Source organism: Sphingomonas sp., from assembly GCF_025362505.1.
In the GTDB taxonomy this organism is placed as follows: Bacteria; Pseudomonadota; Alphaproteobacteria; order Sphingomonadales; family Sphingomonadaceae; genus Sphingomicrobium.
Window position 1 is genome coordinate 1 of the sequence record NZ_JANYGG010000027.1, and the last position, 19,766, is coordinate 19,766.

Consider the following 19,766-nt stretch of genomic DNA (forward strand, 5'->3'; position numbering starts at 1 on the left):
AACCGCGTCTTCAAATCCTACGACGATATCCTTGATCACTGCTGCTTCGCCTGGAACCGTCTCACCGACCAACCGTGGCGCATCATGTCCCTCGGGCTGCGAACTTGGGCGCATCGGTTCTAATCAGAGAGTCTTGGTATAAACCGTCTGACAACAATCCTTCTCGACATTTTTGAAGATCAGCTCGACGTCGGGCGCCTTACGATGATGGCGGAGGCGACGGCTCTTCTCGAGAGTCAACTTAAGGGCCTCGGAAGAGTCGTGTTGCGGTCAGGAGGACGGGTCTCGACCGCTACGGCGAAACTCCATGCGGAGAAAGAGTACGAGAAATTCAAGACGAAGCTGACAGCTCAGAGGCATCTCGACGCCGATAAAACGATTGCCGAGATTAACGGCTCTGTGAAAGACTTAAACAGGGGGGAAGCTCCGATCGTAGGAGCCCAGCACTCTGATTAAGGCACTAGCACCGTATCGACCGCCTCCGCCGCCATCTCGGGATAATCGAGCGTGTAGTGGAGCCCGCGGCTTTCGTGCCGCGACAGCGCCGAGCGGATGATCAGGTCCGCCACCTCAACCAGGTTGCGAAGCTCGATCAGGTCGGGCGTCACCCGGAAATCGCGGTAGTAGCCGGCGACTTCGCGGCGGAGCAGGTCGACCCGATTGGCCGCCCGCTCCAGCCGCTTGGTGGTCCGCACGATGCCGACGAAATTCCACATGAAGCGGCGGATTTCGCCCCAGCTCTGCTGGATTACGACTTCCTCGTCGAGGTCGCTCACCCGGCTCTCGTCCCACGGCTTGATCGCCGGCGGCTCCGCCAGCGTCTCCCAATGCGCGTCGATATGATGCGCCGCCGCCTCGCCGAACACGAGGCATTCGAGCAAGGAATTCGACGCCAGCCGGTTGGCGCCGTGCAGCCCCGACTGGGTTACCTCGCCCGCCGCGTACAGTCCCGGCGCATCGGTCCGCCCGTCGAGATCGACGACCACACCGCCACACGTATAATGCTGCGCCGGGACGACCGGGATCGGCTCCCTGGTAATATCGATCCCGAGCCCAAGCAGTTTTTCGTAGATGTTGGGGAAATGCTCGCGAACGAATTCGGGCTCGCGGTGCGAGATGTCGAGGTGGACGTAATCGAGCCCGAGCCGCTTGATCTCATGGTCGATCGCGCGCGCCACGATATCGCGCGGCGCCAGCTCCCCGCGCTCGTCGAATCGCGGCATGAACCGCTCGCCAGTGGTAGGAATGAGCAACCGCCCGCCCTCGCCGCGCACCGCCTCGGTGATCAGGAAATTCTTGACCTCGAGGTTGTAGAGGCAGGTCGGGTGGAACTGCATGAACTCCATGTTCGACACGCGGCACCCCGCGCGCCACGCCATCGCGATCCCGTCCCCCGTCGCCCCGCGCGGCGCGGTCGAATAGAGATAAGCGCGCCCCGCTCCCCCCGTTGCCAGGATCGTCGCTCGGGCGGTGATCGTCTCGACCTGGCCCGACTTGCGATTGAGCGCGTACAGCCCGTGCACCGCGCCGCTCGTTGAAAACTCGACCGCGTGCCGTCCCGTCACCAGGTCGATCGCGACCATGTCGGGGATCAGGGTGATGTTGGGATGCTCGAACGCCGCCTTCTCGAGCGCCTGCTGCACCGCCCAGCCGGTCGCGTCGGCGACATGGACGATCCGCCGGTGGCTATGCCCGCCCTCGCGCGTCAGATGCCAGCGGTCGGTCCCGTCGCCCGCGTTGAACGGCACGCCCAATTCGGCCAGCCGCTCGATCGCGCGCGGCGCGCCTTCGACGACATGCTCGACCACCTTCAGATCGTTCAACCCCGCCCCGGCGATCATCGTGTCGCGGACATGCGCGTCGAAGCTGTCGTCTTCCTCAAGTACGGCGGCAATGCCACCCTGCGCCCAGCCGGTCGCCCCCTCGTCGAGCCGCCCCTTGGCAATCACCGCCACCCGCTTGTTGGCGGCAAGGTTGAGCGCGGCGGTAAGCCCCGCCGCGCCCGAACCGATGATCAGGACGTCATATGAATTGCTCATGCCGCGTCGCTCTGGCGCGTCAGGCTGAGGAACACATCCTCCAGATCGGGATCCTTGGTCGATACGTCGACGATCCCCAGCCCGTGGGCTTGCAGCGCCGCGAGCACCTGACCCGCATTCACCCGATCCTTGCGATAGGTGATCGCCAGCTTCCGCTCGCCGGTAATCTCGATCTTGTCGAAGCAGGATGCCGTCGGCGCAGCGGTCAGATCACGATCGACCGTCACGATCACTGCCTTGTCCTGCGCCTTGGCGATCAGCTCGCGCGTCGGCTCATTTGCGATCAATTTCCCATGGTTGATGATCGCGATCCGGTCGCAAAGCTGCTCGGCTTCCTCAAGGTAATGGGTCGTCAGCACCACCGTGACGCCCTGAGCGTTCAGCGACTTCACATAGGCCCACAGCTGCATTCGAAGCTCGATATCGACCCCCGCAGTCGGCTCGTCGAGCACCAGGACCGGCGGCGAATGGACCATCGCCTTGGCCACCAGCAACCGCCGCTTCATCCCCCCGGACAGCGACCGCGCATAGGCGTTGGCCTTGTCCGAAAGGTGCATTGCCGCGAGAAGCGCATCGGTCTGCCGTTCGGCCTTGGGCACGCCGTAGAGCCCCGCCTGGATTTCGAGCGCCTCGCGCGGGGTGAAGAAGGGGTCGAACAAGATCTCCTGCGGGACGATTCCGATCGAGCGCTTCGCATTGCGCGGATGCCGGTCGATGTCGAACCCCCACACGATCGCCTTGCCGCCCGTCTTCACGACCAGCCCGGCAAGAATGTTGATCAGTGTCGACTTGCCAGCACCATTCGGGCCGAGCAGCCCGAAGATCTGCCCGCGCGGCACATCGAACGACACGTTATCGAGCGCCTGTTTCCCGCCAGCATAAGTCTTCGACAGCGATTCGATGCGGATGGCGGGAGCGGCGATCGTAGATGGTGCGGGCATGGAACTGCGCATAGCGGGCCGCGCGTAAGCGTCAAAGCCACAGAGGGTAAAGAGCGCATTAACCTTGATCGGCAAAGTGATCTTCGCATTAACCCTATATCGAACCACGCATGTTCCGTCGGTTTGCCCTGCTCGCCTTGCCGCTTGCCGCATTGCTGCCCGACGTCGCGCAGGCGGCGCCGGTCGCGGCCGCGTTTCCGGCAACCGCCAACGCCCTGCTCATTCACCCGATCAGCATCGTCAAAACCTCCGACCTCGACTTTGGTCTGTTGACGGTGACGGGCGCGGGGACGGTCGTGATCGATCCCAACGCCAACAGCATCGCCAGCACCGGCGGCGTGATCCTGGTCGGCAGCCAGTGGAGCGCGGCGAGCTTCGTCGGGGCGGCCGGCGGCGTGTCGGTCGTGGTGTTGATCAAGCTGCCTAACCAGCCCGTCACCATCACCCGCCAAAGTGGGACCGAGACGATGACCGTCGCGAACCTGACGTTGCAAGGGCTCAATAAACGCACACTGGCGGCGCTGCAAAGCTTTAGCTTCCGCGTCGGCGGCACGCTTAACGTCGCCGCCAACCAGGTCGAGGGCGTCTATACCGGCACGTTCAACGTCGACATCCAATATCCCTAAGCCTCGCGCCGCATTGAAGCGGCGGGGCGCTCTCGCTACGTAGAGGGGATGCAGCAGCCACCCCCCGAAATCGTTCGCACCACATCGACCCGCGTTTCCTGCGACGGCTCGGGAGCAGTCCCTGCCGCCCTCGGTCATCCGCGTGTCTATCTCCACATCGAGGACGAGTTGGGCTTCGTCGAATGCGGTTATTGCGACCGCCGCTTCGTACTTGAAGGGGGGCCAGCGGACCGGTCGGAGTCGGCATGAGCGGCGCCGATCCGCGGCGCTTTCTTTATTCCGCGCTCGATCCCGACGAGGCCAAGCGCCTGACCGCACGTCATTTGTCGGGCCACGACGATGGCGAACTTTATCTCCAGTACAGCCTGTCGGAATCGTTCGGCTTCGACGATGGTCGGCTGAAGACCGCCGATTATCACAGCGCGTCGGGCTTCGGCCTGCGCGGGGTGTCGGGTGAAATGACCGCCTTCTCCCACGCCAACGAGATCAGCGCCGCCGCGATTGACCGCGCCGCCGCGACCCTGAAGCTGCTCGACCCGGCGAAGGGCCAGCCGAGCGCCCCGCCGCTGCGCACCAACCAGGCAATGTACGGCGGAGACGACCCGCTCGCGCTGATCCCGTTCGCGAAGAAGGTCGCGCTGTGCCAGGAGATCGACGCCGCCGCCCGCGCCCGCGATCCGCGGGTTGCGCAGGTCAGCGTGTCGCTGTCGGGCAGCTGGAGCGTGATCGAGATCGTCCGCGCCGACGGCTTCGTCGCTACCGACGTGAGGCCGCTCGTCCGTCTCAACGTGTCGATCGTCGCCAAGCAGGGGAAGCGCCGCGAAACGGGCAGCTTCGGCATGGGCGGTCGCTATCTCTACGACCGATTGTTCGAGCCCGCGACATGGAACCGCGCGATCGACGAGGCGCTGGCGCAGGCGCTGGTCAACCTTGAATCGGTCGCGGCGCCAGCCGGCGAGATGCAGGTCGTGCTCGGCCCCGGCTGGCCCGGAATTCTGCTCCACGAAGCGATCGGGCACGGGCTCGAGGGGGACTTCAACCGCAAGAAGACCAGCGCCTTCTCCGGCCGCATCGGCGAGCGCGTCGGCGCCCCCGGGGTGACGGTCATCGACGAAGGGGCCATCGGCGAACGGCGCGGTTCCCTGACGATCGACGACGAGGGAACCCCGACCGGCCGCACCGTGCTGATCGAGGACGGCATCCTCAAGGGATACCTCCAGGACCGGCTCAACGCCCGCCTGATGAACATGGCGCCGACCGGCAACGGCCGCCGCGAGAGTTTCGCCCACGCACCGATGCCGCGGATGACCAACACCTTCATGCTCGGCGGGCGCGACGATCCCGCTGAGCTCATCACCCGGGTCAAGGACGGCATCTACGCCAAGAGTTTCGGCGGCGGACAGGTCGACATCACCTCGGGCAAGTTCGTCTTCTCCTGCACCGAAGCCTACCGCATCGAAGGCGGCAAGATCGGCCCGCCAATCAAGGGCGCGACGCTGATCGGCGACGGCCCGACCGTGCTGACCCGGGTCAAGGGCATCGGCAACGACATGGCGCTCGACGAGGGGATCGGCGTGTGCGGCAAGGGCGGCCAGTCGGTCCCCGCCGGGGTCGGCCAGCCAACGTTGCTGATCGACGGGATCACGGTCGGGGGCACAGCGGCTTGAGTCTTGTCGAGTTGGCACGCTTCGGATCGCGTATCGACGCCGACCTTGCGCGCCTCATGCTCGAGGATGAAGGCATCGGAGCGGTCATCTTCGATGGTCAGGCCAATAGTTTTTATGGCGGCTTCGGTCTGATCCCCGTGCGCCTGATGGTCCTCGACGTGGATTATGACGAAGCGCAAACGCTCCTGATCGCCGACGCTAAAGGAGATGCGCGACCGGCGCGAGGCTGAACCCCGCAGCTTCGGCGCCCCGTTCCAGTTCTTCTCGCGCGACGCCGTCCCGCGACCGGGCGACCGCCCAGGCCAGCACCGACCGTCCGCCCGACCGGCAGTATGCCAGTGCCTTGCCGTCACCAGTGCAGGCCAGCGCCGCGCGCATGTCCTCGACGTCGCTCGGCCCAATCCCGCGCGCGATCGGCACGTGGCGATAGGCGATCCCCGCTGTCGTCGCCGCGGCCTCCATCTCGGCGCTGGTCGGCTGGCCGGGGTCCTCGTGATCGGGGCGGTTGTTGATGATCAGCGTGACCCCCTCAGCCGCGAGATCGGGTAGCGAAGCGGGGTCGATCTGGCCGGCGACCAGAGTATTTTCGTCAAGCGGTCGCGGCATCGTCGCTCTCCCTCGCCCGGCAGAGCGCGCCGAGCAGTGCCTCTCCATAGCGCGCCAGCTTCGTCTCGCCCACGCCCTCAATATGGCCAAGTTCGCGCAGCGACCCGGGCCGCGCCGCCACCACTGCCCGCAACGTCGAATCATGGAAGATGACATAGGGCGGAATGCCGGCCTCCTTGGCCGTGTCGCGGCGCCATTCGCGCAGCGCCTCGAACAGCGGATCATGCGGTCCCTCGGGCACTCCACCGCGCCGGGCCTTGCGCACGCGCTTGGGCGGAACCGCGATCACCACCGTCTCCTCACCCTTGAGGATCGGCTTGGCCGCCGGCCCGAACGACAGCCCGCCATAATCGTCGGCCCGCAGCGCATCGCGCGCCATAAGCGCCCGCGCCACCGGCCTGACCAGCGCCAGCTCGTCGGCGGTCGCGATCCCGAACACCGACAGCTTGTGATGCCCGAACTGGCGCACCTTCTCGCTGTCGTCCCCGCCGAGCACCGCCGCGAGATGCGCCACGCCGAACCGCATCTCGGTGCGGAACGCCGCCGACAGCAGTTTGCGCGCGACCTCGGTGACATCGATCGTCTCGGGCGGTGCCAGGCAGTTGTCGCAATTGCCGCAGGTTGCGGGCGGATCCTCGCCGAAGTGGCGCAGCAGGATCGCGCGCCGGCACGTCGCCGCCTCGACGAACGCCGCCAGCGTGTTGAGCCGTTCGCGTTCGGCCGGCCGCCGCGCTTCCTCGATCTCGGTCTCGATCCGCCGCCGGGCGCGCGAGAAATCCTCCGCCCCCCAGAACAGCCACGCCTCGGCCGGATCGCCGTCGCGCCCGGCGCGCCCGGTCTCCTGGTAATAGGCCTCGATCGACTTGGGGATGCCGGCATGGGCGACGAATCGCACGTCGGGCTTGTCGATCCCCATCCCGAAGGCGACCGTCGCCGCCATCACCATGTCCTCCGACGCGACGAACGCCGACTGGTTGCGGCTGCGCACCGGCGCGTCGAGCCCGGCGTGATAGGCCAGCGCCCGGCGCCCGGTGGCGGATAGCTGCTCGGCGATCTTCTCGGTCCCGTTGCGGCTTGGCGCATAGACGATCCCCGGCCCCGGCTGGGCGGCGAGCACGGTCTTGAGCTGCGCGCCAAGGCCATCGCGCGGGCGGACATGATAGCGGATGTTGGGCCGATCGAACCCGGCGATGATCAGCCCGTCCTCGGGAATGCCGAGCTGGGCCAGGACATCGGCCCGCGTCCGCGCATCGGCGGTCGCGGTCAACGCCAGCCGCGGGATATCGCGATGCTGGTCGAGCAGCGGCCGCAGCAGGCGATAGTCGGGGCGGAAATCATGCCCCCATTCGCTGACGCAATGCGCCTCGTCGATCGCGAACAGCGCCAGCGGGACCTCGCCGATCAGCCGCGCGAAGCCCTCGCCCGAGGCTCGTTCGGGTGCGACGTAGAGGAGGTCGAGTTTGCCCGCCCGCAACGCATCGCGGATCGCCTGCGGATCGCTGCTGACCGAGGTAAGCGCCGCTGCCTTCAGCCCGTGCGCCTCGGCCGATCGGATCTGGTCGTGCATCAGCGCGATCAGCGGCGAGATGACGATCGCCGTTCCTGCCCGCGCCACCGCCGGCACCTGGTAGCACAGCGACTTGCCCGCCCCGGTCGGCATGACGGCGAGGCTGTGCTGTCCTGCCATCACCCGATCGATTACGCGCTCCTGCACCCCGCGAAACGCGCCGTGGCCGAAGACGCTGTGCAGGATCTCGAGCGGATCCCCGGTCACGTTTCTAGAGCAGTCACTGGGCTCCGGTCGTGCTCGGCGTCAGCCCGCGGAAGGTCAGCATCGGCGTGATGTCCGGATCATGGCCCGTGAAATTACGGAACATGGCCCCATAGTCGATTGTGTTGCCGCGCGACAGGATCATGTCGCGGAATCGCTGGCCATTCGCCCGGGTCAATCCACCGTTCGCCTGGAACCACGCGAACGCGTCATGGTCGAGCATTTCGGTCCATGCATAGGCGTAATAGGCCGAGGCGTAGCCGTTGCTCCAGATGTGCCGGAAATAAGGCGATCGATAGCGCGGCGGGACGTCGGCGTAATCGAACCCGCCCTTAGCCAGCGCCGCCGCTTCGAACGCGTCGGCATCCTGACGGGGTGCGCTGGCCGGCAGATTATGCCAGTCGAGGTCGAGCTTGGCGGCGGTCACCGCCTCGCCCAGTTCATAGTCCTGGTTGTGCGTCCGCGACCGCTTGATCTTGTCGACCATGTCCTGCGGCAACAGCGCGCCGGTCTGGTAATGCACAGCGTAATTCTTGAGTACCGCCGGATCGAGCGCCCAATTCTCGTTGAACTGCGACGGGAACTCGACGAAGTCGCGCGCCGTCGCGGTGCCCGACAGCGTCGGATACGTCTGCGCCGCGAACAGGCCGTGGAGCGCGTGGCCGAACTCGTGGAACATCGTCGTGACGTCGCCGTCGGTGATCAGCGCGGGCTTGCCCGGCGCCGGCTTGGTAAAATTGGTGACATTGTAGATTACCGGGGTCGTGCCGCGCAGGTACGACTGGTTGACGAGGTTCGACATCCACGCCCCGCCCGACTTGTTGTCGCGCTTGTAGAAATCGAAATACATCAGCCCGAGGTGCTTGCCACTCTCTTCCTTGACCTCGAACACGCGCATGTCGTTGGTCCAGGTGGGCACGTCCTTCCGCTCGGAAAATGTCAGGCCATAGAGCTTGTTCGCGGCGAAAAAGACGCCGTCGGTCAGCACCTTGTTGATCTCGAAATAGGGCTTCAGCGCATCGCTATCGAGGTCGTAGCGCGCCTTGCGGACCTGCTCCGAGTAGAACTCCCAGTCCCACGGCTGCGCCTTGAACGAAGCCCGTCCCGAAGCCTTGGCCTGCGCATCGATCAGCGCCTGGATGTCGGCTGCCTCGGCGCGCTCCTTGGCCGACACTGCCGGGGCGAGCCGGTCGATGAAGCCGTTGGCCGCTGCCGGCGTCTTCGCCATCTGGTCGTACAGCGTGTAGGCCGAATAGCTCGGATAACCGAGCAACTCCGCCTGCTGCGCGCGCAGCTGGGCGATCTCGGCGATCAGCAGGCGGGTGTCGTTGTCATCGCCCTTGCTGGCGCGATTGACGCTCGCTTTGAACAACGCTTCGCGGGTCGCACGGTCGGTCAGCGACGCCAGCAACGGTTGCTGCGTCGTATTCTGCAGCGACAGCACATAGCCGTCGAGCTTCCGTTCCTTGGCGGCCCGCGCCGCGGCGGCGATGGCGTCGTCGGACAGGCCGGCGAGTGCCGCCTTGTCGGTGACGTGCATCGCGCCGGCCTTGGTCGCGGCAAGCAGTTTCTGGCCGAATGCGGTCTGCAGCGTGCCGATGCGCAGGTTCAATACCTTGAGCTCGGCCTGCTTGAGTGGCGACAATTGCGCGCCGGAATGGACGAACTGGTCGTAAGATACCTGCAGCAGCTTGGCTTGCTCGGCCGTGAGCCCGAGGCTTGCCTGTCGATCATGCAGCGATTTCACCCGCGCGAACAGCTTGGGGTTCAGAAAGATGAAGTCGCGGTGCGCGGCGAACAACGGCGACGTCTTGGTGTCGATCGCGTCGAGCCGGTCGTTGGTGTTGGCCCCCGATACCGCCGAGAAGGCCAGCTGGGTACGCTCCAGCAACTGTCCCGACCGCTCCATCGCGGCCAGCGTATTGTTGAACGTCGGCGCCGTCTTCTGGTTGGAGATGGCAATGATCTCGGCTTTCTGCTGCGCCATCCCGGCGAGCATCGCGGGAAGATAGTCGCCGTCCTTGATCCGCGCGAAATCGGGCGCCTGGAACGGTAGGGTCGACGGCTTGGCGAACGGGTTGGACACGGCGAGCGCGGCGGTCATGCCGGTGCTTGCGAGACGATTGACGGGACGAGCGGATAGCGGCGCGGCAATTGCGATCACCGCGGTTGCGGCGAGAAGGCTACGAAACATTCGGTTACTCCTGAAACGATCTTGGCGACCTTTTCAGTCCAACTCGCCTGAAGCAAGCGTGAACTGCGTGGCCCCTATTCCGCCGCCTGCGCCGCGGCCTCGAGCTCGCGCTCGGCCTGCTGGCGGTTCCACAGATCGGCATAGAGCCCGTTCTTCGCCAGCAACTTGAGGTGCGTCCCCGTCTCCACCACCCGACCATCGTCGAGCACCAAAATCTGGTCTGCCGCCGCAATCGTCGACAGCCGATGCGCAATGACGATCGTCGTGCGATCGCGCATCGCCCCCTCGAGCGTCGCCTGGATCGCCTCTTCGGTGCGCGAATCGAGCGCGCTGGTCGCCTCGTCGAGGATCAGTATCGGCGGATTCTTGAGCAGGGTCCGCGCGATCGCAACACGCTGCTTCTCGCCGCCCGAAAGCTTGAGCCCGCGCTCGCCGACCATCGACTGATAGCCGTTGGGCAGCGATGCGATGAACGTGTCGATCGACGCGCCGGCCGCGGCCTGCTCGACCTCGGCCTGCCCGGCGCCTTCGCGGCCATAGGCGATGTTGTAGGCGATCGTATCGTTGAACAGCACGGTGTCCTGCGGGACGATCCCGATCGCCGAGCGCAGGCTCGCCTGGGTCACCTCGGCGATCGGCTGGCCGTCGATCAGGATGCGGCCCCCGGTCGGATCGTAGAAACGGTAAAGCAACCGCGCGAGGGTCGACTTGCCCGCGCCCGATGGCCCGACCACCGCCAGGCTGGTCCCCGGGGCAACCTCGAAGCTCACCCCCTTCAATATCTCGCGCCCGTCCTCATACTGGAAGCGGACATTGTCGAACCGCACCGCGCCGAGCGTCACCGCCAGCGCCGGGGCGCCCGGTCGGTCGACAATCTCCTGCGGCGTATCGAGCAGTTCGAACATCATCTCCATATCGATCAGCCCCTGCCGGATCGAGCGATAGACCCAGCCGAGCATGTCGAGCGGGCGGAACAGCTGCATTAGCAGGCTGTTGACCAGCACCACGTCGCCCGGGGTGAACTTGCCCTTCGACCAGCCCCACACGGTAAAGATCATCGCCCCGGCCATCATCGCGTTGGTGATCAGCGATTGGCCGATGTTGAGCCACGCCAGGCTGACTTCGTTGCGCACCGCCGCGCGCGTGAACGCCCCGACGGCCTCGTCATAACGCCGCGATTCCCGCTCCTCGGCGCCGAAATATTTGACCGTTTCGTAATTCAGCAGGCTGTCGACCGCGCGCCCGATCGCCCGGTTATCGACCTCGTTCATCTGGCGCTGGATGCCGGCGCGCCAGTCGGTCACCCAGCGTGTGAAGCCGATGTAAAGCGCCACGATCGCCAGTGTCGCCGCGACCAGCCCGCCGCCGAACTTGACGAAGAAGATGATGCAGATCGCGCCCAGTTCGATGATCGTCGGGGCAATGTTGAACAGCAGGAAATAGAGCATCATGTCGATGCTCTTCGTTCCCCGCTCGACGATCTTGGTCAGGCTGCCGGTACGCCGCTCGAGGTGAAACCGCAGCGACAAGGCATGGACGTGGCGGAACACCAGGCTCGACAAGGCGAGCGCGGCGCGCTGGCCGACCTTTTCGAACAGCGCATTGCGCAGATTGTCGGCCAGCACCCCGCTGAACCGCGCCCCGGCATAGGCCAGCACCAGCGCTGCAACGACGCTGAACGCCGCGCCCGTACCGCTCATCCGGTCGATCACGCCCTTGTAGGCGAATGGCATTATCAAGGTCGTCGCCTTGCCGAGCAGGACCAGCGCGACCGCGACGACCACCCGCGCCTTCAGCTCGGTCTCGCCCCTCGGCCAAAGCATCGGTAGGAAGCGGATGATCGTTTTCAGGCTGCCCTTCTGGCCCTTGTCTGGAGGAGGAGCGTCGCGCATCGCAGCCTAGTTAGGGTGGCGCCCCGTGATCGGCAAATGGCCAAGCCGAAACGATTGGAACAACGCGATTAATTCGTCGTTGTGCGGACAGGTATCGCGTGGAGTGTGAAGATGGGCCCGGGAATGTTCGTGATCGCGATCCTCGGCTGTGGCGACGGGTCGGCGCAGTGCCAGCCGGTCGCGACGTTGCCGACTCGCTACGAGAGCCGGTCAAGCTGTGCCGCCGCCACCGGCGATGCTCTGATGGAAAGCACCCGGTTCGAGTTTCCCGAGCTTCAGGCAGAGTGTCGTTCGGTTGCGGCACCCCTGTCGATTGAGAACCGTCAGGCGCCGCCCCGGTCACAAGGCTGAACAAGCGCGCGCGTTGGGAAATATTCCCAACTTTTCGCAGTGCAGTTCGCGAATCTCCCCAAACTTTCACGCCACACACTGAAAATACATCATTTTTTCATTTGGCACGCCTCCTGCAATGAGGATGGCATCACCCACTCTCGGGTGGCTAAAAAAGGGAAAATGACCATGACCAACATTTCGAACGCCCGCCAGACCGCCGTCTCGCTCGCCGCCGCTTTCGTCACCGCGATGATCTTCGTGTCGTCCGCCGTCGGCCCGGCCGCGCAGCTCACCTTCGCCTGAATACTCCTCACCTAAGGATAATCCAATGAACGGACGTTTCCTTCTCAACCGCAGCCGCGCCAAGGTAATGGGCGTCGCCGCCGGCCTCGCCGACTGGACCGGCATCGATGTCCTCGCCGTCCGTCTGGCGCTGATCGTGGCGACACTGGTCACCGGCCCAGTCGCGGTGCTGCTCTACATCCTGACCGGCTGGCTCGCCGCCGACGACCGCTGATTCCGTCGCGACGAGTAGCCGCCCGGCGCTTCCCCGCGCGCCGCTGGTGCGGCACAAGCGGGCATGGCCGGGCTCCTTCTTGCGTTGATCATCGCCGCTCAGGCAGCCCCCGCGGCGCCGCTCGGCGACATCGGCAAGGCTCTCGACACGCTCGCCGCCGAGGGCCCCGAACAAGCCAGCGATAGCGCCGGCATTCTTACCATTCCCGACAATCCGGCGGCGCCAGGCTTCGTCGTCCCGCCCCCGCCGACGCGGGCACCGAGTTCGTCCACGGCACCGCACGTTAATCGGCTTTCGCCGCGATGCGCGCTGGTCTAGCATCGGCGAAGATCGGAGAATCTCGATGCGCAATCTGTCCGCCTTGTTCCTTGCCGCCGCCACTTTGGCCGCCACGACCTTAGCTGCCCCGGCCACCGCCGCGCTTTCCGTCGGCGCGAAAGCGCCCGATTTCGAGACGACCGGCGCGATCGCGGGTAAGCCGTTCAAGCTCCACCTCGCCGACCAGCTCAGGAAAGGGCCGGTCGTGCTCTATTTCTTTCCGAAAGCCTTCACCTCGGGCTGCACGGCCGAGGCGCATGCCTTCAGTGACGCGACCGCAAAGTTCAAAAAGGCCGGCGCGCGAGTCATCGGGATGAGCGCCGACGATCTTCCGACGTTGCAGAAATTTTCGGTCGAGGCGTGCCGCAACGCCTTCCCGGTGGCGAGCGCGTCTCCGGCGGTGATCAAGGCCTATGACGTCAAGCTGCCGCAGATCAACATGACCAATCGCACCAGCTACGTTATCGCGCGTGATGGGCGGATCGCGATGGTTCATTCCGAAATGGGCTGGAAGGATCATGTCGCCAAGTCGCTCGCCGCGGTCGAGGCGCTCAAGCATTAGCGACGCGTCCCCCAGGCTCGGCGTCGTCGCCCGGATCGTCCGCGCGGCGATCCTCGGCTGGTTCCGCAGCGCTGGATGGCGCGTGGAGGGGACGCTACCGGCAACGCGCAAATTCGTTCTGATGGGCGCGCCGCACACCTCGAACTGGGACTTTCCGGTCTTCGTCGGCACGGTTGAAGGCGCCGGATTACGGCCGCGTTTCATGGGCAAGGACAGCCTGTTTCGCTGGCCGATGGGCGGGTTCATGCGCGGGCTCGGCGGGCTGCCGGTCGATCGCTCGTCGTCGAACGACACGGTGCTGCAAATCGCCGCCGTGTTCGCGAAGCACGATGAATTCGCGCTGGTCATCGCGGCCGAGGGCACCCGCGCACCCACCACCCGCTGGCGCACCGGCTATTATCGCATCGCCCAGGCCGCCGGCGTGCCGATCGTCTGCGCCGGTCCCGACTACGACCGCCGGGTTGGCATCTTCGGTCCGCACATCGTGCCGACCGGCGATTATGAGGCCGACATGGCACCCGCCTGGGCCTTCTTCCGCACCTTGAAACCGCGTCACCCCGAGCGGGCAATGTTCCCCGACGGCCGCGGGATGTAGGGGTGGTTCCCGCAGAGCTTTATCGGCTTTCGCTCCCACCTGGCGAAGCGCATGGCACTCTCCCCCGGTTCGTCCTACACTCGCCCCACGGCATGGCGCCGCTTGAGGACATGATCATGGCCAAGGGTCAGAAAAAGACGAACCGCGAAGCGCGCAAGCCCAAGGCCGAGGTCAAGAAGACCAACGCCGCCAATCCGTCGACCAAGACAGGGGTTGTCCGCGGCCTCGAGAATTTCAAGAACTGATGGGCGACGCGGTCGGCAACCTGCTCGCCGACGGCATCAAGGGCCTCGTTCACGGCTGCACGAGATTCTCGCGGGGTCGATGATCGTGCTGTTCGGCACCTATGTCGGCCTGCTGTTCGCGCGGCTCGGCTGACCCGCAAGCAGCGCCGCGCCGAGCATGCCGCCAACGGTCCTCAACCCCGCCGCCGCCGTCCGCGTCGAGCATATCGGCCACGAACGCCAGCCGGTGATCGTTATCGACGACGTCCTCGCCGACCCCGAGGGCTGGCGCGCCTCCGCCCGCAATGCGCAGTACGGCCGCTTCGGCCCCCACTATCCCGGGCTTCGCTCGCCTGTCGCGCCCGACACCGCGCTCGCGGTGCGCGACGAACTCGCCGCGCTGATCGGCGAGACGTTCGCGCTCGACCCCGTCCCCGGCCTGCTCGAATGCTATTTCTCGATCGTCACCACCCCGCCGCAATCCCTCGCCCCGATCCAGCGCCTGCCGCATGTCGACGGGCTCGAACCCGACCGGCTGGCGATCCTCGTCTACTTGAGCGGCGCCGAGACCGGCGGGACCGCTTTCTATCGCCAGCGCGCCACCGGCTATGAAACTGTCGACGCCGCGCGCTTCGGGGCGTTCGAGGCGGCACTCAAGGCCGAAGTCGCTACCCACGGCCTGCCCGATCCCGCCTACATCGACGGCGACACGCCGCTGTACGAACAGGTCGCCAGCTTCGATGCCAGGCCCAACCGCGCGCTGATCTATCGCAGTCACCTGCTCCACTGCGCCCGGATTGCGCCAGGCGCCGCGCTCCTGGCCGACCCCGCCACCGGCCGCCTGACAATCAACGCCTTCCTGTTCGACCCGCGCTGAGCCGGTCGTCGCTGCGGCGACGAACAGGATCGTGCCATCCCGATCGAAGTCGAGGATCGCAAGTGGCATGGGCACACCCTATGTCGGTCGATCGCGGCTTGTCACCCACGATGCGGCGGGGACGGGCGAAGAAGGAGCATGACGATGGTCGAAGCGCGCTGGAACGGACACACGATCGCCACGAGCGACGACACGGTGGTGGTCGAGGGCAATCACTATTTCCCGCTTTCGGCGGTCGACCCGGCGGTTCTGCGGCCAAGCGCGAAGACCAGCGGCTGCCCGTGGAAGGGCACCGCGAGCTATTACTCGCTGGTCGTCGACGGCAAGGAGAACAGCGACGCGGCATGGTATTATCCCGACCCCAAATCCGGCGCCGCCCAGATCAAGGGCCGCGTGGCGTTCTGGAAAGGGGTCGACGTTCGCTGAGCCGACCGGTGCCGCTCACTCCTTGGGCGCAAGCGGTGGCCACGGCGCGCCCGGCAGGCGGTGCGAGTAGCGCCACACGACCTGCCATTGGCCGTGGCGCCGGACCCAGGTGTCGGTGACGACGAAGCGGATCGCGTCGGCGGGCTTGGCGGGGTCGCGCTTGACCGTCCACAGCCCCTCGACCGTGGCGACCGCAGTGTCCCCGACGGTGGTGACGTCGATGACGCGCGCGTCGAACCCTTCGTGCACCCACAGCCGGCAGTTCCGCATCCATTCGGCGCGACGCATGATCGCGACATCGCCCTGCGGCATCGCGACGGCGAGCGCATATTCGGGCGCGATGATCGATTCGAGGAAGGCGAAGTCGCGGCTGACAAACGCCTCGCCCCAGCGGGTTTCGAGCCGGCTGATGGCGGCGACGGTGGCGCGGTCGGGGGCCGGTGGAGCAGCAGACGCCGCCACGAGCGCGGCCAGGACGAGCAACATGTGCAATCTCCCCCAATCAGACGAACCGGATCATGCGCCGCCGCCGGACCGCAGGCAAGCGCGGTGGGGTGCGGGATCACGGCCATGGCGGCGTGATGCGACCCGCGCGACCTGCTAAAGCGGGCGCAATGAACCTGCCCCCGACTTTGCCGAACATCCCGCCCCGCAATCCGCCGCGCATATTGGTCGACGCCGACGCCTGCCCGGTGAAGGAGGAGATATACCGCGTCGCCTTGCGCCGCGCGGTGGCGGTGCGCGTGGTCAGCAACGCCCACCTCCGCGTCCCCGCGCACGCGCTGATCGAACGGGTCGTCGTGTCAGGCGCATTCGACGCCGCCGATGACTGGATCGCGGAGACGGCCGGGCCGGGCGACGTCGTCGTCACCGCCGACATCCTGCTCGCCGAGCGCTGCCTGAAGGCGGGCGCGGCGGTGATCGGCCCGACCGGCAAGCCGTTCACCGCCAACATGATCGGCGGCGCCATCGCCACCCGATCGATCATGGCCGATTTGCGGGTTGGCGGCGACGTCATCGGCGGCCCCGCGCCGTTCCGTCCCGCCGATCGATCGCGCTTCCTGCAGGCGCTCGACGAGGCGCTGGTGCGGGTGGGGCGGCGCTAAGGGCAGCTCCGTCGCGGCAGGATTGGACAGGCTGGACGTTGTGGCGCGATTTGCCGAGGCTGATAACTTCGCCTGTTTCCCCTCCGGGATCAGGCGCAAAGTGGCGGCGAGCGGCGATTTGGGGTGTCAACTTTGTCACCCTTGTTGAAGGCGCGGGTCGACTGGTGCTGGCGGAAAGGGTTTGCCCGGCGAGGGTTCGCGCGGTGTGGGTTCGCGCGGCGTGGGTTCGAGCGGCGGGGGGCAAGCGGAGGATGCGGGTCCAGGCGCGGTCAAACTCGGCGCCGCCCGCGCTCCAGCGAAAGCCATAAGCCCCCTGCCGGCTCATCCCCGCCGCCGCCGCAGCCTTGCTAACCGACCGCGTCGCGGCGAGCCGGGTGAGGAAGACGATCTGCCGATCGATCGTCCAGCCATCGTGGCGCGGGGTTCGAGTGTCCATCGACCATGATGAAGCAAAGTGCGCGCAAATAGGACAGCGTTTTCTTGAAGCGCGAAGCATTTTGCTATATATGTATAGCAAGGAGATCGACGCTATGCTTGCGGTGAGACTGGACGAAGAGACCGAGGGGCGGCTGGAACGGCTTGCCGCGCGCACGGGACGAACGAAGACCTTTTACGCGCGCGCCGCCATCGCCGCGCATCTCGACGATCTGGAAGATTTCTATCTCGCCGAAGACCGGCTGCGCGATTTTCGTGAGGGCGACGCGATCCCGTTAAGTGCGCTGAAGGCCGAGCTTGGCCTGGAAGATTGAGTTCCTGCCCGAGGCGGCGAAGGAATTACGGAAGCTGGATCGTCAGGTCGCGGCGCGGATCATGAAGACGCTGGAGGAGCGCATCGCGCCGCTGGACGATCCGCGCTCAGTCGGCAGCGCGTTGGTCGGCGAGCATGCCGTTTACTGGCGCTGGCGGATCGGCGATTACCGCGTGGTGGCCCGGATCGAGGATGAACGGGTGACCGTGCTGGTGGTGCGCGTAACCCACCGGCGGGAGGTTTATCGGTGAGGCCGACTGATCACCGCCAAGCTGTCGCAGTTACCATCGTCCAACCGGCCCTTGCCTACCTGTCCATAATGACGGTCAGATCGGAAATCAGCAACTTAGACTCACTTGAGGGCTTGCGAGAATTAATCTGTGGGATACTCTCCATCTAGAGGGGTAAGTATTAATGGCATTCTTATTCGTTGCGATTCTACTCGGGCTGATCCCGGCAAGTATCGCGAAAAACAAGGGGAGAAGCTTCGGCCTTTGGTGGTTTTATGGAGCAATGATTAGGATTGTTGCTTTCCCCCACTCACTTTTGCTTAAGCCCGATGTAGCCGAGCTTGAACGAGACGCAATCGCATCTGGGAGTAAAAAATGCCCAGCGTGTGCTGAACTAATCAAACGAGAGGCTCTCGTGTGTCGATTTTGTGGCACAAAGCAATGACAGTCACTTTGCCGTGGAAAGCATTGATCACGAATTATGGGGATAAATTATGAGAATATTTGAGATATTGACCTATATTGGTTGCGTCATTGGAATGCTGCTTCTGTTCTCGACGTTTGCAGCGACCGGAGCTCCTCAGGAAGCTGCGGGGGCAGCCATGGCGGTTGCTTTTTGTGTTATCCCTTATTGTGTAACCGCAACGCTCCAAAGGGCGGCATTGCTTAGACGAAACTGATCACGGCAGGCGGTCGACCTCTAAACTGTGCCGTTCTCTAGACTGAAGGGTCGTCGGGGTTCCTTGTGAATCCCGGCGATTCTTTCGGCAAGGGCGAACATTCGTGATGGAAAAAGCCCGGCGAATTAATGAAGCTTGCGCTCCTTCGAGGTCGCCGCCTGAGGATTGGTCGCATCTTCATATGCAGAGAGAAGTTGGGCGGCAAGGCAACGGTCCAACAGCTGCTCGAGATCGGTCAAATCAAGTTTGCCCTCTCGCCAATGTTCATCAGCGACTTCGAGCGCGGCATAATAGGGTGACTTGTCGCGTGCGATCTGTTCGGGAAGCGTTTGCTGACCGGGAAGCCGATAGCCAATCCGGGTGCACAATACAAAATATGCGAGTGCGCGTGATGTTCGGCCGTTGCCATCGGTGAACGGATGAATCCAGTTCAGCCGCCACATGACGTAAGCGCACAGGTGAAGCGCCGTGGCTGTCTCAAAATTGGCCATGACATGGTCACACATTTCCTCAACGAGGCCGGGCACGAGATGAGCGGCGGGCGGTACGTGCTTGCTCTGACCGATTGCAACATCCGCGGGCCGATAGTTGCCTGCGTAATTCGACAGGCCGTCGAGAGCCAGCCGGTGGAGATCCAGAATCATTGAAGTGCGCAGACGGAATGGGCGAGCGTCGCGGGCGACATGGTCGATTAGGTCAAGCACTCGATCGAATTGGGCGAGCGCGTTCTGAGACTCGCGGATAGCCTCTTCAATCGGATCAGTAATCAGCGACGGCGATGCTGCTTCGCTGTGCCGCTCCCCACCGCTCATGGTCACTCAGCCTTGCCGATCTTTTCCGCCGCTTCATCGATCATGGCGCGAGTCACGCGCTCATTCTCGATATGGGCATTTCCATAGGCAAAGCTACGCCGCTGGGCTTCCTTCTCAGCATCGCTCATCGTTCGGCCGCGCGAGGCGTCGATCAGCTTTTGCAGTTGTTCGCTCATTTTGTCCTCCTTCGACGATACGTCGGCTGGTGAAAGCAGATCGTCAACGGCTGTCGGAGGTTTGGCGGCAAAAAAATTTGGTAATTGCCCATGCGGCAGGAAATTCCCTCACTCCTCAAACGCCTCCAGGATCGGGCAGGGGCCCTTCGTCCCTGACGTACAGGTCTTTCGCAGCCGTCCCAGCGCTGTCCGCGCGCCCTCGAGCACGGCGCTCTTCTGGTCCAGCGCGGCCAGTCGCTCGCCGGCCGTCTGGGCCGTTCGCGCGCGGTCGTTGGTGGAGTCGAGGGCGATCAGTTCGGCGATCTCGGCCAGCGTGAAGCCGACGCCGCCGCCCCGCTGGGTTGCCGCGCGGCTGAGCCGCTCGCAATGACGGCGGGGATGAGGGGGCGACCGCACCGCGACCAGATTGTGCCCGGCACCCGCGCG

At 65.0% G+C, this 19,766-nt stretch carries 25 protein-coding genes and 1 pseudogene; 16 read left to right on the forward strand and 10 right to left on the reverse strand.

The annotated features are described in order from the left end of the window. Positions 1–123, forward strand: a pseudogene (locus Q0R27_RS01985) (IS630 family transposase); the annotation flags it as partial. A 329-nt stretch (positions 124–452) separates the two neighbouring features. Here the strand turns inward: Q0R27_RS01985 and nadB are convergent. Both nadB and Q0R27_RS01995 read right to left on the reverse strand, forming a co-directional pair. Then, positions 453–2,039 carry an L-aspartate oxidase gene (gene nadB / locus Q0R27_RS01990; protein ID WP_293940415.1) on the reverse strand — a complete coding sequence of 529 codons (1,587 nt, stop codon included), beginning with the start codon at positions 2,037–2,039 and terminating at the stop codon, positions 453–455. After that, a complete protein-coding gene (locus Q0R27_RS01995; RefSeq protein ID WP_293940486.1) occupies positions 2,036–2,962 on the reverse strand; it encodes an ABC transporter ATP-binding protein in 927 nt (308 codons plus the stop codon). Before Q0R27_RS01995 ends, nadB begins: the two co-directional genes overlap by 4 nt. Before the next feature lie 128 nt (positions 2,963–3,090). On the opposite strand from Q0R27_RS01995, the gene Q0R27_RS02000 reads away from it, so the two are divergent. From Q0R27_RS02000 to Q0R27_RS02015, 4 genes are read left to right on the forward strand one after another with little or no spacing between them, the layout of a single operon-like run. Next, on the forward strand, positions 3,091–3,606 hold the full coding sequence (locus Q0R27_RS02000; RefSeq protein WP_293940416.1) for a DUF4402 domain-containing protein: 516 nt from the start codon (positions 3,091–3,093) through the stop codon (positions 3,604–3,606). Positions 3,607–3,654: 48 nt separating this feature from the next. Continuing rightward, a complete protein-coding gene (locus Q0R27_RS02005; RefSeq protein ID WP_293940417.1) occupies positions 3,655–3,855 on the forward strand; it encodes a zinc-finger domain-containing protein in 201 nt (66 codons plus the stop codon). Further along, positions 3,852–5,273 (forward strand): metalloprotease TldD, encoded by a 1,422-nt coding sequence (gene tldD, locus Q0R27_RS02010; RefSeq protein ID WP_293940419.1) that lies wholly within the window; start codon positions 3,852–3,854, stop codon positions 5,271–5,273. The genes Q0R27_RS02005 and tldD overlap by 4 nt, the downstream gene beginning before the upstream one ends. Further along, entirely contained in the window at positions 5,270–5,503 is a 234-nt protein-coding gene (locus tag Q0R27_RS02015) for a DUF2007 domain-containing protein (protein ID WP_293940421.1), read from the forward strand. The genes tldD and Q0R27_RS02015 overlap by 4 nt, the downstream gene beginning before the upstream one ends. Here the strand turns inward: Q0R27_RS02015 and Q0R27_RS02020 are convergent. The 4 genes from Q0R27_RS02020 to Q0R27_RS02035 form a co-directional block, all read right to left on the reverse strand. Next, positions 5,472–5,879, reverse strand: coding sequence for a TIGR01244 family sulfur transferase (locus tag Q0R27_RS02020; protein ID WP_293940423.1), 408 nt, complete (start codon positions 5,877–5,879; stop codon positions 5,472–5,474). The genes Q0R27_RS02015 and Q0R27_RS02020 overlap by 32 nt on opposite strands. Beyond that, a complete protein-coding gene (recQ, locus tag Q0R27_RS02025; protein WP_293940425.1) occupies positions 5,863–7,653 on the reverse strand; it encodes a DNA helicase RecQ in 1,791 nt (596 codons plus the stop codon). The genes Q0R27_RS02020 and recQ overlap by 17 nt, the downstream gene beginning before the upstream one ends. A gap of 13 nt (positions 7,654–7,666) precedes the next feature. Further along, positions 7,667–9,844 (reverse strand): M3 family metallopeptidase, encoded by a 2,178-nt coding sequence (locus Q0R27_RS02030; RefSeq protein ID WP_293940427.1) that lies wholly within the window; start codon positions 9,842–9,844, stop codon positions 7,667–7,669. 74 nt (positions 9,845–9,918) lie between these two features. Beyond that, the gene (locus Q0R27_RS02035; protein WP_293940429.1) at positions 9,919–11,736 is read right to left on the reverse strand and encodes an ABC transporter ATP-binding protein/permease; all 1,818 of its coding nucleotides are present in this window, start codon (positions 11,734–11,736) and stop codon (positions 9,919–9,921) included. Between the two features lie 111 nt (positions 11,737–11,847). On the opposite strand from Q0R27_RS02035, the gene Q0R27_RS02040 reads away from it, so the two are divergent. From Q0R27_RS02040 to Q0R27_RS02075, 8 genes are all read left to right on the forward strand, one after another. Further along, positions 11,848–12,087: a hypothetical protein gene (locus tag Q0R27_RS02040; RefSeq protein WP_293940431.1), complete on the forward strand. Its 240-nt coding sequence runs from the start codon at positions 11,848–11,850 to the stop codon at positions 12,085–12,087. A 310-nt stretch (positions 12,088–12,397) separates the two neighbouring features. Then, on the forward strand, positions 12,398–12,586 hold the full coding sequence (locus tag Q0R27_RS02045; RefSeq protein WP_293940433.1) for a PspC domain-containing protein: 189 nt from the start codon (positions 12,398–12,400) through the stop codon (positions 12,584–12,586). Positions 12,587–12,649: 63 nt separating this feature from the next. After that, on the forward strand, positions 12,650–12,904 hold the full coding sequence (locus tag Q0R27_RS02050; RefSeq protein WP_293940435.1) for a hypothetical protein: 255 nt from the start codon (positions 12,650–12,652) through the stop codon (positions 12,902–12,904). A 25-nt stretch (positions 12,905–12,929) separates the two neighbouring features. Further along, positions 12,930–13,466 carry a peroxiredoxin gene (locus Q0R27_RS02055; protein ID WP_293940437.1) on the forward strand — a complete coding sequence of 179 codons (537 nt, stop codon included), beginning with the start codon at positions 12,930–12,932 and terminating at the stop codon, positions 13,464–13,466. After that, positions 13,423–14,061, forward strand: coding sequence for a lysophospholipid acyltransferase family protein (locus Q0R27_RS02060; protein ID WP_293940438.1), 639 nt, complete (start codon positions 13,423–13,425; stop codon positions 14,059–14,061). Before Q0R27_RS02055 ends, Q0R27_RS02060 begins: the two co-directional genes overlap by 44 nt. 92 nt (positions 14,062–14,153) lie before the next feature. After that, positions 14,154–14,306: a hypothetical protein gene (locus tag Q0R27_RS02065; RefSeq protein WP_293940440.1), complete on the forward strand. Its 153-nt coding sequence runs from the start codon at positions 14,154–14,156 to the stop codon at positions 14,304–14,306. A 157-nt stretch (positions 14,307–14,463) separates the two neighbouring features. Next, positions 14,464–15,162: a DUF6445 family protein gene (locus Q0R27_RS02070; RefSeq protein WP_293940442.1), complete on the forward strand. Its 699-nt coding sequence runs from the start codon at positions 14,464–14,466 to the stop codon at positions 15,160–15,162. 144 nt (positions 15,163–15,306) lie between these two features. Then, complete coding sequence (locus Q0R27_RS02075; protein WP_293940488.1) at positions 15,307–15,588, forward strand: DUF427 domain-containing protein; 282 nt, start codon at positions 15,307–15,309, stop codon at positions 15,586–15,588. 15 nt (positions 15,589–15,603) lie between these two features. On the opposite strand, the gene Q0R27_RS02080 is transcribed toward Q0R27_RS02075, so the two are convergent. Continuing rightward, complete coding sequence (locus Q0R27_RS02080; RefSeq protein ID WP_293940444.1) at positions 15,604–16,074, reverse strand: nuclear transport factor 2 family protein; 471 nt, start codon at positions 16,072–16,074, stop codon at positions 15,604–15,606. 128 nt (positions 16,075–16,202) lie between these two features. Here Q0R27_RS02080 and Q0R27_RS02085 point away from each other — a divergent pair, with 128 nt between their 5' ends. From Q0R27_RS02085 to Q0R27_RS02095, 3 genes are all read left to right on the forward strand, one after another. Continuing rightward, on the forward strand, positions 16,203–16,694 hold the full coding sequence (locus Q0R27_RS02085; RefSeq protein ID WP_293940446.1) for a YaiI/YqxD family protein: 492 nt from the start codon (positions 16,203–16,205) through the stop codon (positions 16,692–16,694). 428 nt (positions 16,695–17,122) lie between these two features. Then, on the forward strand, positions 17,123–17,443 hold the full coding sequence (locus tag Q0R27_RS02090; RefSeq protein WP_293940448.1) for a TraY domain-containing protein: 321 nt from the start codon (positions 17,123–17,125) through the stop codon (positions 17,441–17,443). Then, entirely contained in the window at positions 17,427–17,693 is a 267-nt protein-coding gene (locus Q0R27_RS02095; RefSeq protein WP_293940450.1) for a type II toxin-antitoxin system RelE/ParE family toxin, read from the forward strand. The genes Q0R27_RS02090 and Q0R27_RS02095 overlap by 17 nt, the downstream gene beginning before the upstream one ends. A gap of 784 nt (positions 17,694–18,477) precedes the next feature. Here Q0R27_RS02095 and Q0R27_RS02100 read toward each other — a convergent pair. The 3 genes from Q0R27_RS02100 to Q0R27_RS02110 all read right to left on the reverse strand — a co-directional run bounded on the left by Q0R27_RS02100 (position 18,478) and on the right by Q0R27_RS02110 (position 19,736). Beyond that, positions 18,478–19,164 (reverse strand): Fic family protein, encoded by a 687-nt coding sequence (locus Q0R27_RS02100; RefSeq protein ID WP_293940452.1) that lies wholly within the window; start codon positions 19,162–19,164, stop codon positions 18,478–18,480. Positions 19,165–19,166: 2 nt separating this feature from the next. After that, the gene (locus Q0R27_RS02105) at positions 19,167–19,340 is read right to left on the reverse strand and encodes a hypothetical protein (RefSeq protein WP_293940454.1); all 174 of its coding nucleotides are present in this window, start codon (positions 19,338–19,340) and stop codon (positions 19,167–19,169) included. A 108-nt stretch (positions 19,341–19,448) separates the two neighbouring features. Beyond that, on the reverse strand, positions 19,449–19,736 hold the full coding sequence (locus Q0R27_RS02110; RefSeq protein ID WP_293940456.1) for a MerR family DNA-binding protein: 288 nt from the start codon (positions 19,734–19,736) through the stop codon (positions 19,449–19,451). Positions 19,737–19,766: the final 30 nt, after the last annotated feature.

Bases quoted from the DNA above. Each gene is read 5' to 3' on its own strand.
- Q0R27_RS02070 (WP_293940442.1), top strand. From the start codon at position 14,464: ATGCCGCCAACGGTCCTCAACCCCGCCGCCGCCGTCCGCGTCGAGCAT.
- Q0R27_RS02105 (WP_293940454.1), bottom strand. From the start codon at position 19,340: ATGAGCGAACAACTGCAAAAGCTGATCGACGCCTCGCGCGGCCGAACG.
- tldD (WP_293940419.1), top strand. From the start codon at position 3,852: ATGAGCGGCGCCGATCCGCGGCGCTTTCTTTATTCCGCGCTCGATCCC.
- Q0R27_RS02040 (WP_293940431.1), top strand. From the start codon at position 11,848: ATGGGCCCGGGAATGTTCGTGATCGCGATCCTCGGCTGTGGCGACGGG.
- Q0R27_RS02085 (WP_293940446.1), top strand. From the start codon at position 16,203: ATGAACCTGCCCCCGACTTTGCCGAACATCCCGCCCCGCAATCCGCCG.
- Q0R27_RS02030 (WP_293940427.1), bottom strand. From the start codon at position 9,844: ATGTTTCGTAGCCTTCTCGCCGCAACCGCGGTGATCGCAATTGCCGCG.
- Q0R27_RS02100 (WP_293940452.1), bottom strand. From the start codon at position 19,164: ATGAGCGGTGGGGAGCGGCACAGCGAAGCAGCATCGCCGTCGCTGATT.
- Q0R27_RS02080 (WP_293940444.1), bottom strand. From the start codon at position 16,074: ATGTTGCTCGTCCTGGCCGCGCTCGTGGCGGCGTCTGCTGCTCCACCG.
- Q0R27_RS02075 (WP_293940488.1), top strand. From the start codon at position 15,307: ATGGTCGAAGCGCGCTGGAACGGACACACGATCGCCACGAGCGACGAC.
- Q0R27_RS02065 (WP_293940440.1), top strand. From the start codon at position 14,154: ATGGCGCCGCTTGAGGACATGATCATGGCCAAGGGTCAGAAAAAGACG.
- Q0R27_RS02050 (WP_293940435.1), top strand. From the start codon at position 12,650: ATGGCCGGGCTCCTTCTTGCGTTGATCATCGCCGCTCAGGCAGCCCCC.
- nadB (WP_293940415.1), bottom strand. From the start codon at position 2,039: ATGAGCAATTCATATGACGTCCTGATCATCGGTTCGGGCGCGGCGGGG.
- Q0R27_RS02045 (WP_293940433.1), top strand. From the start codon at position 12,398: ATGAACGGACGTTTCCTTCTCAACCGCAGCCGCGCCAAGGTAATGGGC.
- Q0R27_RS02005 (WP_293940417.1), top strand. From the start codon at position 3,655: ATGCAGCAGCCACCCCCCGAAATCGTTCGCACCACATCGACCCGCGTT.
- Q0R27_RS02035 (WP_293940429.1), bottom strand. From the start codon at position 11,736: ATGCGCGACGCTCCTCCTCCAGACAAGGGCCAGAAGGGCAGCCTGAAA.
- Q0R27_RS02020 (WP_293940423.1), bottom strand. From the start codon at position 5,879: ATGCCGCGACCGCTTGACGAAAATACTCTGGTCGCCGGCCAGATCGAC.
- Q0R27_RS02000 (WP_293940416.1), top strand. From the start codon at position 3,091: ATGTTCCGTCGGTTTGCCCTGCTCGCCTTGCCGCTTGCCGCATTGCTG.
- Q0R27_RS02055 (WP_293940437.1), top strand. From the start codon at position 12,930: ATGCGCAATCTGTCCGCCTTGTTCCTTGCCGCCGCCACTTTGGCCGCC.
- Q0R27_RS02060 (WP_293940438.1), top strand. From the start codon at position 13,423: ATGTCGCCAAGTCGCTCGCCGCGGTCGAGGCGCTCAAGCATTAGCGAC.